This is a genomic window from Cytobacillus sp. QJM3NY_8, from assembly GCF_056173585.1.
The window spans coordinates 4,386,920-4,402,615 of record NZ_CM149681.1 but is presented as its reverse complement, the minus strand read 5'-3'; the positions used below and the strand labels follow the sequence as shown (position 1 = coordinate 4,402,615).

General features: G+C 41.8%; 16 protein-coding genes. 13 read left to right on the top strand and 3 right to left on the bottom strand.

All coding sequences use genetic code 11. The features are described 5' to 3' along the window. Positions 1 to 184: 184 nt before the first annotated feature. The 4 genes from AC0VZ9_RS22520 to AC0VZ9_RS22505 all read left to right on the top strand — a co-directional run bounded on the left by AC0VZ9_RS22520 (position 185) and on the right by AC0VZ9_RS22505 (position 5,782). The gene (locus AC0VZ9_RS22520) at positions 185 to 1,162 is read left to right on the top strand and encodes an NERD domain-containing protein (protein ID WP_019383031.1); all 978 of its coding nucleotides are present in this window, start codon (positions 185 to 187) and stop codon (positions 1,160 to 1,162) included. After that, a complete protein-coding gene (locus AC0VZ9_RS22515; protein WP_475396740.1) occupies positions 1,152 to 2,141 on the top strand; it encodes a diacylglycerol/lipid kinase family protein in 990 nt (329 codons plus the stop codon). Before AC0VZ9_RS22520 ends, AC0VZ9_RS22515 begins: the two co-directional genes overlap by 11 nt. Positions 2,142 to 2,200: 59 nt before the next feature. Continuing rightward, positions 2,201 to 4,351, top strand: coding sequence for a type I pullulanase (pulA, locus tag AC0VZ9_RS22510; protein WP_475396739.1), 2,151 nt, complete (start codon positions 2,201 to 2,203; stop codon positions 4,349 to 4,351). Between the two features lie 657 nt (positions 4,352 to 5,008). Beyond that, positions 5,009 to 5,782 (top strand): phosphotransferase family protein, encoded by a 774-nt coding sequence (locus tag AC0VZ9_RS22505; protein WP_009333351.1) that lies wholly within the window; start codon positions 5,009 to 5,011, stop codon positions 5,780 to 5,782. Positions 5,783 to 5,785: 3 nt separating this feature from the next. Here the strand turns inward: AC0VZ9_RS22505 and AC0VZ9_RS22500 are convergent, their stop codons facing one another. Further along, positions 5,786 to 6,064: a YtzH-like family protein gene (locus AC0VZ9_RS22500; RefSeq protein ID WP_009333350.1), complete on the bottom strand. Its 279-nt coding sequence runs from the start codon at positions 6,062 to 6,064 to the stop codon at positions 5,786 to 5,788. A gap of 234 nt (positions 6,065 to 6,298) precedes the next feature. Between AC0VZ9_RS22500 and trmB the strand changes: the two genes are divergently transcribed. Both trmB and AC0VZ9_RS22490 read left to right on the top strand, forming a co-directional pair. Then, positions 6,299 to 6,937, top strand: coding sequence for a tRNA (guanosine(46)-N7)-methyltransferase TrmB (gene trmB / locus AC0VZ9_RS22495; protein WP_019383036.1), 639 nt, complete (start codon positions 6,299 to 6,301; stop codon positions 6,935 to 6,937). Between the two features lie 166 nt (positions 6,938 to 7,103). Then, on the top strand, positions 7,104 to 7,946 hold the full coding sequence (locus AC0VZ9_RS22490; protein WP_192908970.1) for a YtnP family quorum-quenching lactonase: 843 nt from the start codon (positions 7,104 to 7,106) through the stop codon (positions 7,944 to 7,946). Positions 7,947 to 8,236: 290 nt separating this feature from the next. On the opposite strand, the gene AC0VZ9_RS22485 is transcribed toward AC0VZ9_RS22490, so the two are convergent. After that, on the bottom strand, positions 8,237 to 8,551 hold the full coding sequence (locus AC0VZ9_RS22485; protein ID WP_009333347.1) for a PepSY domain-containing protein: 315 nt from the start codon (positions 8,549 to 8,551) through the stop codon (positions 8,237 to 8,239). A gap of 230 nt (positions 8,552 to 8,781) precedes the next feature. Here AC0VZ9_RS22485 and AC0VZ9_RS22480 point away from each other — a divergent pair, with 230 nt between their 5' ends. From AC0VZ9_RS22480 to AC0VZ9_RS22470, 3 genes are all read left to right on the top strand, one after another. Beyond that, on the top strand, positions 8,782 to 9,855 hold the full coding sequence (locus AC0VZ9_RS22480; protein WP_009333346.1) for a M42 family metallopeptidase: 1,074 nt from the start codon (positions 8,782 to 8,784) through the stop codon (positions 9,853 to 9,855). A gap of 54 nt (positions 9,856 to 9,909) precedes the next feature. Continuing rightward, positions 9,910 to 10,422: a DUF84 family protein gene (locus tag AC0VZ9_RS22475; protein ID WP_009333345.1), complete on the top strand. Its 513-nt coding sequence runs from the start codon at positions 9,910 to 9,912 to the stop codon at positions 10,420 to 10,422. Between the two features lie 102 nt (positions 10,423 to 10,524). Then, a protein-coding gene (locus AC0VZ9_RS22470) for an IS3 family transposase (protein ID WP_475396666.1) occupies positions 10,525 to 11,858 on the top strand; the annotation gives its coding sequence in 2 pieces (ribosomal slippage) (positions 10,525 to 10,897 and positions 10,897 to 11,858; 1,335 coding nt in all). Between the two features lie 61 nt (positions 11,859 to 11,919). On the opposite strand, the gene AC0VZ9_RS22465 is transcribed toward AC0VZ9_RS22470, so the two are convergent. Continuing rightward, positions 11,920 to 12,366, bottom strand: coding sequence for a YtoQ family protein (locus AC0VZ9_RS22465; protein ID WP_009333344.1), 447 nt, complete (start codon positions 12,364 to 12,366; stop codon positions 11,920 to 11,922). A 162-nt stretch (positions 12,367 to 12,528) separates the two neighbouring features. On the opposite strand from AC0VZ9_RS22465, the gene AC0VZ9_RS22460 reads away from it, so the two are divergent. From AC0VZ9_RS22460 to AC0VZ9_RS22445, 4 genes are all read left to right on the top strand, one after another. Then, positions 12,529 to 13,041, top strand: a complete 513-nt coding sequence (locus tag AC0VZ9_RS22460) for a hypothetical protein (RefSeq protein ID WP_009333343.1) — start codon at positions 12,529 to 12,531, stop codon at positions 13,039 to 13,041. A gap of 176 nt (positions 13,042 to 13,217) precedes the next feature. Further along, the gene (locus tag AC0VZ9_RS22455; RefSeq protein ID WP_019383040.1) at positions 13,218 to 14,240 is read left to right on the top strand and encodes a PTS sugar transporter subunit IIC; all 1,023 of its coding nucleotides are present in this window, start codon (positions 13,218 to 13,220) and stop codon (positions 14,238 to 14,240) included. Next, positions 14,237 to 14,554 carry a thioredoxin family protein gene (locus AC0VZ9_RS22450; protein ID WP_009333341.1) on the top strand — a complete coding sequence of 106 codons (318 nt, stop codon included), beginning with the start codon at positions 14,237 to 14,239 and terminating at the stop codon, positions 14,552 to 14,554. Before AC0VZ9_RS22455 ends, AC0VZ9_RS22450 begins: the two co-directional genes overlap by 4 nt. Before the next feature lie 188 nt (positions 14,555 to 14,742). After that, positions 14,743 to 15,543, top strand: a complete 801-nt coding sequence (locus tag AC0VZ9_RS22445; RefSeq protein ID WP_251174711.1) for a DUF1444 domain-containing protein — start codon at positions 14,743 to 14,745, stop codon at positions 15,541 to 15,543. The last annotated feature ends 153 nt before the right edge of the window (positions 15,544 to 15,696 follow it).

The following is a 15,696-nucleotide window of genomic DNA, read 5'->3' as shown; positions in this document are numbered from 1 at the left end:
GGAAGGTGGGAGACTCCAACGGGAGTAGCGCACCAGGGGAGACCCCGCAGACGCATCGCGTTGAGGAGGATCCCGACAGTCCCGTGGAAGGCGAGTGCCTGCAGCGGAAATCAACGGGCAAAATAAAAAAACTTAAATGAATAATTAGAGATAGAAAGTTATATACGAAAGCAGGGCTAGGAGAATGGGACAGTTAATTAAATTGCAGGATTATGTTTCACGTTACCAGCAAGACATTTTTGTATATCCTTCCCGATTTGTCAGACTAAAAAAACAGCAGTGGGATAAATGGCATAAAGCATGGGAATCAAATGATTCATTCAATCCTCAATCCGGGCAGCAATATACAGCCGGCACAGCGGAGTGGCTTGAGGAAGAAAAAGAACCGCTCATGGAAAAACTAAAGGGGTTGTTAAAGCGGGGAAAAAATGAAGAATTAGAGGAATACGGGGCTTCCGGGGATGAATTGAAAAAGGAGGAAGAGGTGCTTGAATTTGAAGCCTCCTTTGCTGTGCGTCCAGAAACAATTGAGAATTTAAAACACCAGTTTCTAGACCAGCTTTTCCGATTCCAGATGAAATGGGCAACCTCCACATTAACGGAAAAATCATTTCCCGATAAGCATTACTATTATGATGAAAAGCTAAAGTATTTTCTGCAAAGATATCCGGATACGTATCTTGTCATGTTCAATCCGATCTTTCTGCTGAAAAAGGCTCCGGTGGAAACAGAAACTATTGTTATAAGCCCGACAGAGGTATGGTGCATCAGCTTTTTGGAGGAAGAAGATTCAGCAGTATTCTCAGGTTCGAAGGATAGATTCTGGACAAAAAAGGGAAAAGGGGAGGAAAAGAAGGTCCTGAATCCGCTGCTTGCATTAAATAGGACTGAAAAAATTGTCCGAAAAATATTTGAAATTCATTCTATTGAATTGCCGATTAAAAAGGCTTTACTTACCCGAAATGGATATATTGATTATCCGGCAGCTCCTATTGATGTTCAGTTAATCGATAAAAGGACCTATGATCAATGGTTTCAGACAATGAGAAGCCAGCGTTCGCCTCTCAAGCATGTTCAATTAAAAGGAGCGCAGGTACTGCTTCAATATTGCCAGACTGCATCAGTCAAAAGGCTGGAGTGGGAGAATCGGGATGAATCATGAAGATTTCCTCGAGGATAAAGCTCATAGCAGGGAAGAGCTTAAGTTCATTATTAACCCGCAGGCGAAAAATGGCTTCTGCCTGAAAGTCTGGAAAAAAGTTGAGCAGATGCTGAAAGAGGAAAATATCCCTTTCTCTGCAGCCAGGACAGAATATCAGGTCCATGCCAGGGAATTGGCAAAGATCTATGCAGAACAGGCGGGCGGGCAAAGATTATATCTTGTTGCTGTGGGCGGAGACGGGACGGTTCATGAGGTTATGAATGGTGCTGTGAGTCATCGGAATGTGACAGTCGGATTTATTCCGGGAGGATCTGGGAATGATTTCTCGCGGGGCTTTAGAATTCCTAAAGACCCGGCAGAATCTTTAAGAGCAATTCTTAAGGGGATCAGTCATTCTTCTGTAAAAGCTGATATCGGAATGATTAGACACATAGATGGGAAAAAAACATATTTTATTAATAATATGGGTGCTGGTTTTGATGCACTGATTTCCCGGAAAGTAAACAGTTCAAAGATGAAAGGAATCTTGAATCAGTTATCTCTGGGGAAATTTGTATACGCTCTCTTTCTTGTAAAAGAGCTGTTTACTTATAAATGCTCTGATCTTGAAATCGTCATTGATGGAAAAAAATTCGATTTCGATTCAGCCTGGTTTATTACTATTTCCAATCAGCCATTCTATGGAGGCGGTATGATGATTTCTCCGGATGCAAATCCTTTTGATGGAATTCTAAATGTTACGGTCGTCCACAATATATCAAGAATAAAAATTTTGTTTGTATTTGCCTCTGTCTTCAAGGGGCGTCATATAGCATTTAAAGAAGTCACAGTTCTTCAGGGCCAGAATGTCAGCATTAGATCTTCACACCCCATTCCTGCTCACGCAGATGGAGAGGCTTTAGGCAGCTCCCCGATTTCGGCCTCTGTTTGCCCCGAAGCCATTCCTGTAATTATTGGCAATGGAAAAGATGAGTGTTGATTTTAGGAGAGAGCTGCTCTTAAATTACCGTCCGACTAAGTAAAGGAGATGAATTCGGAATGATAACGATTGAACGGACTTTTAATGCATACTTAGACGAAATGCACATCATTACGATCATACTTCCTTTCAGCTATCATCAGGGGCGTTCTTCCGGGTTCTCTCTCCTTACTGACTGGGAAGAAGAGTTTCCTGTTGAAATATTGAAAAGCATGCCGATTGAGGATGCCGTTAAATATACATGCAGAATAGAACATGAAGCGGAATTTGGGAAACAATATTGGATAGTGGACGAATATGGGGGAAAAACAGATCTGCAAATTGGCGCCGTTATTCGTACAAGTGATTTTGATGAGAAATTCTATTATGACGGTCCGCTGGGGTTCTCGTACAGCAAAGAAAAGACACATTTCAGGCTCTGGGCTCCGACAGCCGCAAAGGTAAAGCTGAAGCTTAAAGGAGCACTGGAGCAGGAAGCTGAGCTTATTCCGATGGGAAGAGAAGAGAGAGGAGTCTGGAGCTGTGAAGTAAAAGGCGACCTGGATCGTTTTCTTTATTCTTTCCTTGTATGCATTAACCTTGAGTGGAAAGAAGCTGTTGATCCATACGCAGTCTCTTCGGCTATAAATGGGGAATATGGTGCGGTAGTCAATATGGAAAATACAAAAGTAAAGAAGCCGGAGCTTCCGCCGCTTCCGCAGCCCACAGATGCCATCATATATGAAACGCATATTAGGGATTTTACCATTCATCCCGCGAGCGGGGCAGCACAGAAAGGCCTTTATTTAGGAGCGGGAGAGACAAATACCGTCGGCAGAGACGGGGAGCCTACATGCCTGTCCTATGTGAAGCAGCTTGGTATTACTCATATTGAGTTTCTGCCTGTCCATGACTTCGAAGGTGTGGATGAAAAAAGTCCAAAAGAAGAATATAACTGGGGTTATAACCCCCTCCATTTTAATGTTCCGGAAGGAAGTTATTCTACAAATCCTTTAGATCCCTACTCGCGGATCAGAGAATTGAAAGCCTTAATTTATGCTGTCCATTCCCAGGGACTTCGGGTCATTATGGACGTAGTCTATAATCATGTTTATATTCGCGAGCATTCTTCTTTTGAAAAAATCGTACCGGGTTATTTCTTCCGGCATGATGAATATGGAATGCCGTCAAATGGCACCGGAGTTGGAAATGACTTTGCTTCGGAACGCCTGATGGCCCGGAAGTTTATTGTTGATTCCGTATCATACTGGCTAAAGGAATATCAAATTGATGGGTTCAGGTTTGATTTGATGGGTATACTCGATATTGAAACGATGAATGAGGTTCGCCAGAATGCAGAATTGATTGACCCGTCTGTCATTATTATTGGTGAGGGCTGGGATTTGAATACCCCTATACCGGATGACCAAAAAGCAAGCATCCGCAATCAGGAAAAGCTTCCTGGAATCGGCCAATTCAATGACTGGTTCAGAGATTCCATCAAAGGCAGTACGTTTAATTTATATGATAAAGGTTATGCATTGGGAAATGAGCATTATTATGATGCGGCAAAGCAGGTATTGGCTGGAAGCATTGGCCTCGAAAAAAAGGAAAAAGGCATTTTCCTTTCCCCGTCCCAATCTGTAAATTATGTGGAATCACATGATAATCATACCTTATGGGATAAAATACAGGTTTGTTCTGAAAATGCGGATCCTCTTGTGCAGCAGCAAAAGCACCGCTTAGCAACAGCAATGGTCCTTCTTTCCCAAGGAATTCCATTTATGCATAGCGGACAGGAATTTTTTCGGACCAAAGAAGGAAATGGAAACAGCTACCGTGCTCCAGATTCCATCAATAATCTGGACTGGGAAAGGAAATCCCGTTACTTAAATAATGTTGAATATATTAAAGGGCTGATAAGCATAAGAAGGTCAATTCCTCTTTTCAGACTCGCCAATGCAGAAATGATCCGGAATTCCATGCGGTTTCTGGATATTAAAAAACCTCTATTGGGTTATGTGTTAACAAGCAGTGATCAAAATGCCGAGTGCAGCCATGCAGCCGTGATTATCAATCCTTTAATGACGGAAGAAGAAATTTTTCTCCCGGCTGGGGATTGGGACCTTATTGCGGATGAACGTGAGGCCGGGATTTCCACTATCCGTAAGATTAACACCAGATTTGAAATGCCGCCATTAAGTTCATATGTATTGGTTTGCAGAAGATAGAAGAAGTCTGAGAAGCATACCACTGTTCAGTTCTATTATTTCAAAAATTATCCTTAATAAGAAAATAATGATGAATTGACCAGAAAAATCTTCATTTTTTTAGATGATATTCCGTAAACCTAAATAGATGCACTTGACGAAAAAAGCCAGTAAGAATAAAATTTATAAAGATGGCTATTGTGAGGGACTAACATCAATAGCTTTTTTTTTATTTTATATTCCCAAAACATTGCTGGTTTGTATTTGCTGATTACTTTGTGCTTTATAGGAGCTTTATTTAATTAACCTGATAAACAGCTATATTTGCGAAAATGCAATATAGTCGAATAGAACAAAACATTATTAAGCAACGGCCCTTTTATTGGCCATGGCAAAATAAGTCTTGCTGCAAAAAACAGGGCTTATTTTTCAACTTTTTATTATTTGAACTCGAGAATTGTCTAGCGCAAGCAGCCTACCCCTCGAGGTCACAAGCCGATTCCCCCAAAAAGGCAAAGGCGCCTTTTTGGGAGGCACGTCTTGTGCTTGAGGCCCACAGGGTGTGGGTCATGCAGACTTTGCCACAGGACGTGGCGATCTTAGTCTGCGTTCCTTAGGTGGGCAAGGCGTTTGCGCTATTCTACAACCAATGGCTTACTAAATTGCAGGTGAACAATTTTGGAACATTTATTTGGACATGACTGGGAGATTGTTCCCGCCGGAGGGGCGACAGGGGAAGCCTTCTATGCAAAGCACGAAGAGCAGAGGCTTTTTCTTAAAAGAAACTCCTCTCCTTTCCTGGCGGTTCTGTCTGCGGAAGGAATCGTCCCGAAACTTATCTGGACAAAAAGAATGGAAAATGGGGACGTTATAACTGCCCAGCAATGGCTTAATGGAAGAGAGCTAAAAGCTTCTGACATGAACCAGGAAAGCGTAGCAAAGCTTTTGAGAAAAATACATTCTTCAAAGCCGCTGCTTGGTATGCTGACAAGAATGGGGAAGTCTCCGCTGCAGCCCGAAACCCTTTTGCGTTTGATTGAGGAAGAACTGGATTGTGATCTGAAGGAGCAGGCTGCTGTTATTCAGTCAGTCGATTTCCTGAAGCAAGAGGTTTCGCATATCCACTGTGAGGAAAATACGGTGTGCCATTGCGATGTGAATCATAACAACTGGCTGCTTTCGGAAAACAACCAGCTGTACTTGATTGATTGGGATGGAGCCATGATAGCAGATCCGGCCATTGATCTGGGGATGCTATTGTATTGGTATATTTCTAAAGAAGAATGGCCAAATTGGCTTGAGCGGTACGGCATTCAGTTGACAGATAATTTGCTGCTCCGCATGAAATGGTATGTGATTGCACAGACTTTGACATCTATCCAATGGCATAAAAATAAATTCAGGTACCAGGAAATGGAAAAGTGGCTTTCCTATCTGGATGAGCTCCTTTAAGATTTACGAAAATTGATCTATATCCTGTACCCATTGTGATAATTCATTCTGGTGGGATTCAATGTGAGTATCCAATTGTGAAGAATTGATCCCGTGCTGACTGTATTCATAAATTTCTTCTAATACTGTTTTTACGTTTTGATTAATATTTCCGTTGATCATTAATGATTTAACCAAACGTTCCAATTGTTCACATTCTGAAATAGAGCCACAGCAATCTGTCTGATGATTGCTTAAAATATCTTTTAATAAATTTAATTGATCCTGGTGTCCAAGCGGCATGAAAAGCACCCTTTCTATTGAAGCTGAAAATAAAAACAAAAGGAATTCACTTTTAGGTTGTGGATTCTTTTTTTTATTTATTCATTGGCGGATTGTAATTTAGGTGTTTGAGTGCCATTGGGTTAAACTACAAACAAGGGATGAACCACTATAGTAATCCCTCTAAAAATAAAGTTGCATCACTGCGACAGGCATGATATTGTTTGAACGATATTAATTTTTAGGAGTGTCAAAATGCGACAGCGAAATAAACCTTGGGCGAAAGATAAATTAGCCGAATATCCACAATACGTAATTTCAGAACCTGAAAAATATAAAGGAAAGTGGAAGGAAGCCTTCGATAAAGATCAGCCCCTTCATATAGAAATTGGGACAGGAAAAGGCCGCTTCATAACTGGTATGGCGAAAGCAAACCCGGAAAACAACTACATTGGAATTGAGCTCGCTGACAGCGTCATCGTCACTGCTCTGGATCGCATCATCGAGGATGAACTTCCAAATGTAAAGCTTCTGAATGTGAATGCCAATGATCTTCGGGATTACTTTGAAAAAGGCGAAGTCGATCGTGTCTACCTTAATTTTTCAGATCCATGGCCAAAGAAACGCCATGCAAAACGCAGGCTGACTTATAAAAGTTTCCTGGAGATTTATGAAAATATCCTTGGGGATAAAGGAGAAATACACTTTAAGACTGATAACCAGGGATTATTTGAATCATCTCTTATGAGTTTCTCCGAGTACGGCATGCTTCTGACATTTGTCAGCCTGGACCTTCACAATAGCGATTATGAAGGAAACATCATGACCGAATATGAAGAGAAGTTTTCTTCAAGGGGAAGCCGTATATTCCGGTGTGAAGTTCAATACAGATAAGCTAGTCTATCCGGATGGATAGGCTTTTTTTGGATATTGCTATATTTGACTGTTTGCATTCGTGTGGAATAATTTAAATATTTCTACAAGTAAGCGCTTAAATGTTAATATGAGATAAGGGGAATGCGAGCGCTTGCTCAGAAAAACTCAAATGGAGGAGATAATGATGGAAGCATTGGAGTTAAAGAACGTAAAGCTGTACTGGCTTCGCGGCGGTGTCACACATCTTGATGGCGGAGCCATGTTTGGGGTAGTTCCTAAGCCTTTATGGTCTAAAAGATATCCCTGCAATGAAAATAATCAGATCGAACTGAGAACAGATCCCATCCTTATTCAGTTTGACGGTAAAAATATTCTAGTCGAATCGGGTCTTGGAAACGGGAAGCTGAGTGATAAACAGAAGAGGAATTTCGGAGCGCTTGAAGAGTCTTTTGTTGAACAGGATTTAGCCAAGCACGGCCTGTCACCAAAGGACATCGATTATATCCTTATGACGCATCTTCATTTTGATCATGCCTGCGGACTGACAAAACCGGAAGAAGGAAAATTTTCTTCTATATTTCCAAATGCAAGAATCATTGCATCACAAGTGGAATGGGAAGAAATGAGAAATCCTAATATCCGTTCAAGGAATACATATTGGAAAGAAAACTGGGAGTCCATTCAGGATCAGGTGGATGTCTTTGCAGGAGAGTGGACGCTCGGCCCTATTAAAATGGTGCATACAGGCGGCCATAGTGATGGCCATTCTATACTTGTTATAGAAGATGAGGATGAGACCGTCATTCATATGGCTGATATCATGCCAACTCATGCCCATGCGAATGTACTTTGGGTTCTCGCTTACGATGACTATCCGATGGATTCCATAAGTGCCAAGGAAAAATGGATGGAATACGGGCTGGAAAGAAATGCATGGTTTACTTTTTATCATGATGCTTTTTACCGGGCAGTCAAATGGGATGAATCAGGAAATATTGCTGAGAAGGTGGAAAAGAAGCAAAGTTAAAAAATCCCCATCCGGGGATTTTTTAATACTCTTTAAACGTCTATAACTGGCCTGCCCCCTCGAGGTCACAAGCTTGTCTAGTTACGGCTCCTAGGGACTCGGGGACATAAGCTGTTTCCTTTCAGAAGGAGAAAACCACCTTCTTTCAGGAAATGTCTTATGCCTGAGGCCCGCAGGACAAGGAAGGCTTCGACAGTATAAACATCGCACGACAGAGCGGTAGGTAGCTTTTGGGAGGACGTGGCGTTCTTAGTCTGCATTCCTTCTTGGGCAAGGCATTTGTGCTTTTCTCAATGCAGTGGAAAAACGTCCAAAATGGTTCCAGTCTCTGCGTCGGCAATGAATTCATACTGTTCGGCTTCTTCACCCGAAAACCTCGAAATGCCGCCCTTATAAACCTGATATTTTAAATGACCTTTTTCATAAGGTTCAGCTTTCATATGAATCCATGATCCGCTTATCGGCCCTTCCTGTTTAAATGCATCCTTTGCATTTGCCAAAGCTTTCTCAGGGGAAACAGCAGTTTTCTGCGACAGCAATTCCCTAGCTGCGTACCCGCTCGCCAAACCAACCCCAACACCTAACATAAATGACTTCCAATTCATAATTGCACCTCCCCAGGCTGATGATATAAGCAGTTCATTTTTACAAATTTTTCTGTTTTCCAATTCTATCTTATCAAAAATAGGCATGAACTAAAATAAATAATACACAGCTTAAATTTCGCCAACCGAAGTTTCCTGCCTGAAATGGTGGAAAGACGTATGAAAGTTCTGTAAAATGAAATTATACATATCTGCATAGCCAATTCGCAAAGTGATAAAGGAGAATAATAATGAACGAAAAAACATTGCAGCTTTTTAAAACATTGACAGAGTTGCCAGGGGCGCCTGGAAACGAGCATTTAGTACGGAAATTCATGCGCGAACAGATCAGCCAGTATACAGAAGAAGTCGTTCAGGATAAGCTTGGAGGCATCTTCGGCGTGAAAAGAGGCGATCAAAGCGGCCCGACTGTCATGGTGGCAGGCCATATGGATGAAGTTGGATTCATGGTCACTTCCATAACAGATAATGGAATGATCCGTTTTCAGACACTGGGAGGCTGGTGGAGCCAGGTTTTGCTTGCACAAAGAGTCCAAATTATTACAGATAATGGACCGGTGACAGGAGTTATCGGTTCAATTCCTCCGCATCTTTTAGACGAAGCAAAGCGCAGCAAGCCGATGGAAATAAAGAATATGCTGATTGACATTGGTGCAGATGACCGTGAAGATGCGAAAAGAATAGGCATTAAGCCAGGACAGCAAATTCTCCCGATTTGTCCATTTACACCAATGGCAAATGCAAAGAAAATCCTGGCGAAAGCATGGGATAACCGTTATGGCTGCGGTTTGGCGGTGGAACTTTTAGAAGAAGTCCAGAGTGAAGCACTTCCCAATATTCTCTATTCCGGAGCAACAGTTCAGGAAGAAGTTGGCTTAAGAGGTGCACAGACAGCAGCGAATATGATCAATCCTGACATTTTCTTTGCATTGGATGCAAGCCCTGCCAACGATATGACCGGGGATAAAAACGAGTTCGGCCATTTAGGAAAAGGAGCTCTTCTGCGCATACTGGACCGTTCAATGGTAACGCACCGCGGCATGAGGGAGTTTGTTCTGGATACAGCTGAAACGAACAACATTCCATATCAGTATTTCGTCTCGCAAGGCGGAACAGATGCAGGTAAAGTTCACATATCCAATGAAGGTGTTCCAAGTGCAGTAATCGGCATTTGCTCCCGTTATATTCACACACATGCATCCATTGTGCATGTCGATGATTATGCAGCGGCAAAAGAATTGCTTGTTAAATTAGTAAAAGCTTGTGACCGTTCAACAGTAGAAACCATCCGTCAAAACAGTTAAGCAGATGAGACAGCAGGTGCTGTCTCTTTTTCCTGTAATATGAAAGGAGTACACATGAAAGTCATCATTGGTTCAAAAAATCCCGCAAAGATTTTGGCAGTAAAAACTGCTTTTAGCCATTATGAAGCTGTTATTATGTCCGAAGATGTGCCCTCAGGAGTGAACGACCAGCCATTCTCGGATGAAGAAACCATAAAAGGGGCCATCAATAGAGCATATGGAGCACTCCAAGCATCCGGCGGACAAATTGGCATTGGCCTCGAGGGCGGTGTGCAGAAAACAGAGCACGGGCTATTTCTCTGTAATTGGGGGGCTCTTGCGGAAAAAGGGCAGCCTCCGATTATTGCTGGCGGAGCCAGGATTCCCCTTCCAGATGGGGTTGCAGTCCGGCTTTTGGCTGGCGAAGAACTTGGCCCTGTAATGGATGATTACGCAAAAAAAGAAAATATCCGCAAAAATGAAGGAGCTGTTGGGATTTTTACAAATGGGCAGATTAATCGTGCTGACATGTTCTCGCATGTCATGAAGCTTCTTCTTGGGCAATATGAATATAGAAAAAAGGGCTAGCTTGTGAAATGTACCCCGGATAGCGGACACTGATAAAAAAGTGCCCCTATCCGGGGTTTTTTGTGTTTCAATAGATTTAACAAATATGGGCGGAGGATTAACATGAGTAAGAATATTTATAATGAATTTCAAATTAAAGAGCTTGAAAAGAATCCTAATGTTTTATGCGCTTCTGAAAGGTCAATCTCCTATAGTCCTGAGTTTAAGCTAAAAGCAGTTACGGATTATAAAAATGGAAAAGCACCGTCGCAAATCTTTATTGAACAGGGCTTCGACCTTGACATGATCGGTAAGAAACAACCCCAGCGTTGTCTTAAGCGTTGGAGGGATTCATATGAAAGGTTTGGAAAGGAAGGTTTCCTTACGGAACGTAGAGGCAAAGGGAGTACCGGGCGTCCTTCTTTAAAGCAACTTTCCGTAGAAGAGAAATTAAAAAAAGCTGAAGCAAGAATTAAATTCCTTGAGGCAGAGAATGACTTCTTAAAAAAGCTGGAAGAGTTAGAAAGGCAGGCGTTGAAGAAGAAACGGTATTAACGGCAGCTGAGAAGTTTTCGTTGATCGAGAAAACCATCAGAATTCATCAGTTAAATAAAGCTGTTTCCTACCTGTGTGAACTGGCAGGTGTCAGTCGAAGTGGCTACTATGATTGGTTGAAGGCTGCACCATTACGGGCACAACGTGACGATCAGGATGAATTGGACATAGAGTTAATCCGAGAAATTTTCATAAGCAAAAGAGAAAAAGCAGGTGCACTCCAGATTAAAATGGTTATGGAGAATGATTATTCAACTGTAATGAACCACAAGAAGATTAGACGTTTAATGGCAAAATATTATCTTGTAGCTAAGATAAGGAAAGCCAATCCATATCGTAAGATGGCTAAGGCAACTCAGGAACATCGAACCTGCCCTAACCTTCTTGACCGTGAATTCAATCAGGAAGTGCCAGGAAAAGTTCTGCTTACTGATATTACTTATCTCTATTATGGAAAGGGCCAAAAAGCATATTTATCCTGCGTAAAGGACGGAGCTACAAAAGAAATTCTTGCCTACTACCTTTCCACGTCTTTAGAGATGGATATTGTTTATAAAACGTTAAAAAAGTTAAAGGCAGCTGTTGGCAACCACTTTCATCCAGAGGCCATATTGCATTCTGACCAAGGAATGCACTACACGCATCCTCTATTCCAAAGCAAAGTAAAAAAGCTTGGCCTAACTCAGTCAATGTCCCGAAAGGGAAACTGTTGGGATAACGCACCAATGGAAAGTTTCTTTGGACATTTTAAAGACTTATCAGAGTATAAATCACTTGATAATATAAAGGATGTAAAGAAAGAAGTAGATCGTGTAATCGAAGAATATAATCATCATCGTTATCAATGGGGCTTAAATAAAATGACCCCGGTACAATACCGGGACCACTTATTAGCTGCATAGGCGCTTTTTTATAAACTGTCCGTAAATGGGGGTACATTTCACTTGGTGCTAACCCCTTTTTCTATTCGGTTTCGAAGATGTACGACAAAACTTTCAAGGCCTGGTTGACCGTTTCAACAGTAACATTGGCTTTACTTGAAAGCTCCTTTAAAGGGTGATGCAGCTCATTGGGACGGATGAGGATCAGCGGTTTTCCAAGTGCCGCAGCAGCACTTGCGTCCATGGCTGTGTTCCATTGCTTATATTTTTCACCAAACAAAGCAATCACGAGATCCGATTTTTGCATAAGAAGCTGTGTTCTTAAGTTATTGATGCTTGAAGCGGCTTCATCACGGAAGATTGCATCCGGCTGCTTCCCGAGAATTTCCTCTCCGATCATGTCAGAACGGTCATGGTTTTCCATAGGACCCGTAAAATGAACAGGCAGCTGAAGTGATTTAGCTTTCTCCTTTAATTCATTGCGCCAATTGGAATGTATTTCACCTGCTAAGTAGACGGTTATTTCCATTCTTTTTCCTCCTTTATGCAATATTCTTATATTTTAACATTTCTTCTAAGAAGTAACGCAGTGAAAAGGCCCTCAATCCTTATATGAAGGGTTGTCAGACTATTAAGAAGAAATGTATGATAGGGAAGGATATGAGATTCCATGCAAGGAGGGGACTTTAGAATGCATAAAAGATTCACCGCAGCCTTGCTCTTATTTATTTCATTTATACTGGTCAGTGCCTGTTCAGCATCGTTGGAAGAAGAGCAAACTGCCGCAAAGAATGCTGCAGAGGAAGCATTCAACCTATCACCTGAAAAGACAAATCATGAGTTTGAAGATATAGAATATTATTTGCCTTTCGGCTACGAAGTAGAAGAGGAAAGTCCAAATAACATCATTTTAAAAAATGGCTCCAAAAGGTATATCCTTTTTTACAACCAGCATGAAGGCCCGGACAGCAAGGTTGTTTATGATGCTACCCTAAAGCAAAAAGATAAATATGAAGTTAAAGAGACGTTTACAAAAGATGGACATAATGGCTTCCTGTTAATCAACAGAGGGAAAAAAGACGAACACGAATTGGTAGTCGGGATTGGCGGAGTAAAATTATCTACGCAGGCTGCGACCAGAAATTTATCCTCTGAGGCCGCTGCAATGATGGAGATAGCTAATTCTGTCCAGGTGAAGAATTAAAGCGAAGGGCGATGTCCTTCGTTTTTGTTTTGCTTTTTTTTAAGAATTTATTTTTAATAAATTATGATAGAAAACCCCTATTATAAAGAACAATAAGAATACAAAAGATTTTATATTACAAGTGTCTTTACATGTGTTATCTTATAGTTGCAGAACTTTTAAATAGGGGGAAAATAATGAGAGCCTTTCTGAATAGAAAAGGGGTAACCCTTTCACCTAAAGTATATTTTATAGATGCACTGAGCAGCATGGCGCTTGGATTATTCGCTTCGCTGATCATTGGGCTTATTATTAAGACAGTCGGCGAACAGACTGATTTCAAATACCTGGAGGATATGGGCACTCTGGCTATGGGTCTGATGGGGCCTGCAATAGGTGTTGCAGTTGCATACGGACTTAATGCTCCACCGCTTGTTATCTTTTCAGCCATTGCCAGCGGGGCTGCCGGCGCGGCTCTTGGCGGTCCAGCAGGGAGCTTCGCTGCAGCTCTTATTTCCACAGAGCTTGGAAAACTTGTCAGTAAGGAAACAAAGGTTGATATCATTGTAACACCGCTTGTTACAATTGTGGCTGGTTATATGGTTTCAACATTAATTGGCCCCGGGATCGATTATGGAATGAAGAGCTTTGGCAGCCTGATCATGTGGGGAACAGAGCAAAGGCCAATCATCATGGGCATCATTGTGGCGGTATTAATGGGTCTTGCCTTGACGGCACCCATTTCTTCAGCCGCCATTGCGCTTATGCTTGATCTGCACGGAGTTGCAGCAGGAGCTGCCACTATTGGCTGTGCAGCACAAATGGTCGGCTTCGCAGTGAGCAGCTTCAGGGAAAATAAAATGGGCGGTTTAGTAGCGATTGGAATAGGAACATCCATGCTGCAGGTAGCCAACATTATTAAAAATCCGCGTATTCTTATTCCACCTACCCTTGCAGGTGCGTTCCTGGCACCCTTTGGCACGACCGTCTGGCTAATGGAGAACAATGCTGCAGGAGCAGGCATGGGAACAAGCGGGCTGGTTGGACAGATAATGACTTTTACAACGATGGGCTTTGGTTCAGAAATTTGGATGAAGGTCATTATATTGCATTTTATTGGACCGGCTCTTATCAGCCTGTTATTATCTGAGTATATGAGGAAGAAAGGCTGGATCCAATATGGAGACATGCATATCAGCACAGGGGGCGAAAAAAAATGAAAAAACTGGAATCGGCAGAACAATTTAACGAGATGCGCAGCAATGGGAAGCATATTTTCATGTTTTCAGCTGACTGGTGTCCGGATTGCCGGGTTATTGAACCGATATTGCCTGAAATAGAAGCAAAATATAGTGAATACACTTTTATTTATGTAGATCGCGATCAATTCATTGATCTTTGCATTGAGCTTGATGTCTTTGGGATCCCAAGCTTCATCGGATACAGGGATGGCCAGGAACTTGGCCGCTTTGTCAGCAAAGACCGCAAAACCCAGGAAGAAATTGAAAACTTTATTCAAACTCTTGAACAATAAGCCTGTGTACATTTAGTGTTCAAATTTTACTTTGATAAATGTCTAGCGCAAGCAGCCTGCCCTCTCGAGGCGTCGGGGGCTGGCAAGGCGCTTCCGTTTTTAGGCCCTCCTGCATCTCTTTTGAGCAGGAGGGTTTATTAGTGTAGAATGATAGTCGGAAATCAATCCCCATAAGGAGGGGCTTATATATGAAAATGGATAGTAAAAAGATGAAAAATGAATTGGAGCAGCGCTTAGCAAAAGAGAACCGGACTTTCTCTTTTGACAGGGAAAAAGATCAGTTCAGAATCGAAAATAAGGACACTGGAAAAGGAATTACCATCTCTCTTCCGGGCATTATTGCTAAATGGCAGGAGCAAAAGGAAAAAGCGATTGAAGAAGTCGTTTATTATGTGGAAGAAGGCCTGGAGGCAATGGTGGAGGATGCCCATTTGTCGGGACATGAAAAAAATATTTTTCCAGTCATCCGATCAACTTCTTTTCCAGGCGAGTCACAGGAAGGTATTCCTTTTTTGACAGATGAACATACGGCTGAAACACGAATTTACTATGCGCTCGATCTTGGAAATACGTATCGCCTCATTGATGCAAAGCTAATGGAAAAAGAGAGCTGGGATCCCGAAAGAATTAGAGAAACGGCTCTTTTCAACGTAAGATCCCTGTCGACAGATATGAAATCGGATACTGTTGCAGGCAACACTTTCTATTTCTTAAACAAAAATGATGGATATGATGCAAGCAGAATCCTGAATGATTCCTTTATTAAAGAAATGGGCAGGAAAGTAGAAGGATCCATGGCCGTTGCCGTTCCGCATCAGGACGTATTGATTATTGCTGATATAAAAAATGAAACAGGCTATGACGTTCTCGCCCAGATGACTATGAGTTTCTTTGCGAGCGGCAGAGTGCCCATTACTTCCCTGTCATTCTTATATGAGAATGGAGAGTTTGAACCAATATTTATTTTGGGTAAGAATAAAAAAAAGTAGGTTTTAAGGGTCACAGCAATGTGGTCCTTTTTTTGTTTAACACTGATTCTTCCTGAAAACAAGGCGATAAACCCCCAGGTGAGATGAACCATTACCGAATGATATATAGATCCGTTATTTTAAATGAAAGTTAAGCAGTTCCGGGTAAAAAGA

Excerpts from the sequence above, each read along its gene's own strand:
- AC0VZ9_RS22520 (WP_019383031.1), top strand. The coding sequence starts at position 185 with ATGGGACAGTTAATTAAATTGCAGGATTATGTTTCACGTTACCAGCAA.
- AC0VZ9_RS22515 (WP_475396740.1), top strand. The coding sequence starts at position 1,152 with ATGAATCATGAAGATTTCCTCGAGGATAAAGCTCATAGCAGGGAAGAG.
- pulA (WP_475396739.1), top strand. The coding sequence starts at position 2,201 with ATGATAACGATTGAACGGACTTTTAATGCATACTTAGACGAAATGCAC.
- AC0VZ9_RS22500 (WP_009333350.1), bottom strand. The coding sequence starts at position 6,064 with ATGCCGCTTGGACACCAGGATCAATTAAATTTATTAAAAGATATTTTA.
- trmB (WP_019383036.1), top strand. The coding sequence starts at position 6,299 with ATGCGACAGCGAAATAAACCTTGGGCGAAAGATAAATTAGCCGAATAT.
- AC0VZ9_RS22490 (WP_192908970.1), top strand. The coding sequence starts at position 7,104 with ATGGAAGCATTGGAGTTAAAGAACGTAAAGCTGTACTGGCTTCGCGGC.
- AC0VZ9_RS22485 (WP_009333347.1), bottom strand. The coding sequence starts at position 8,551 with ATGAATTGGAAGTCATTTATGTTAGGTGTTGGGGTTGGTTTGGCGAGC.
- AC0VZ9_RS22480 (WP_009333346.1), top strand. The coding sequence starts at position 8,782 with ATGAACGAAAAAACATTGCAGCTTTTTAAAACATTGACAGAGTTGCCA.
- AC0VZ9_RS22475 (WP_009333345.1), top strand. The coding sequence starts at position 9,910 with ATGAAAGTCATCATTGGTTCAAAAAATCCCGCAAAGATTTTGGCAGTA.
- AC0VZ9_RS22465 (WP_009333344.1), bottom strand. The coding sequence starts at position 12,366 with ATGGAAATAACCGTCTACTTAGCAGGTGAAATACATTCCAATTGGCGC.
- AC0VZ9_RS22460 (WP_009333343.1), top strand. The coding sequence starts at position 12,529 with ATGCATAAAAGATTCACCGCAGCCTTGCTCTTATTTATTTCATTTATA.
- AC0VZ9_RS22455 (WP_019383040.1), top strand. The coding sequence starts at position 13,218 with ATGAGAGCCTTTCTGAATAGAAAAGGGGTAACCCTTTCACCTAAAGTA.
- AC0VZ9_RS22450 (WP_009333341.1), top strand. The coding sequence starts at position 14,237 with ATGAAAAAACTGGAATCGGCAGAACAATTTAACGAGATGCGCAGCAAT.
- AC0VZ9_RS22445 (WP_251174711.1), top strand. The coding sequence starts at position 14,743 with ATGAAAATGGATAGTAAAAAGATGAAAAATGAATTGGAGCAGCGCTTA.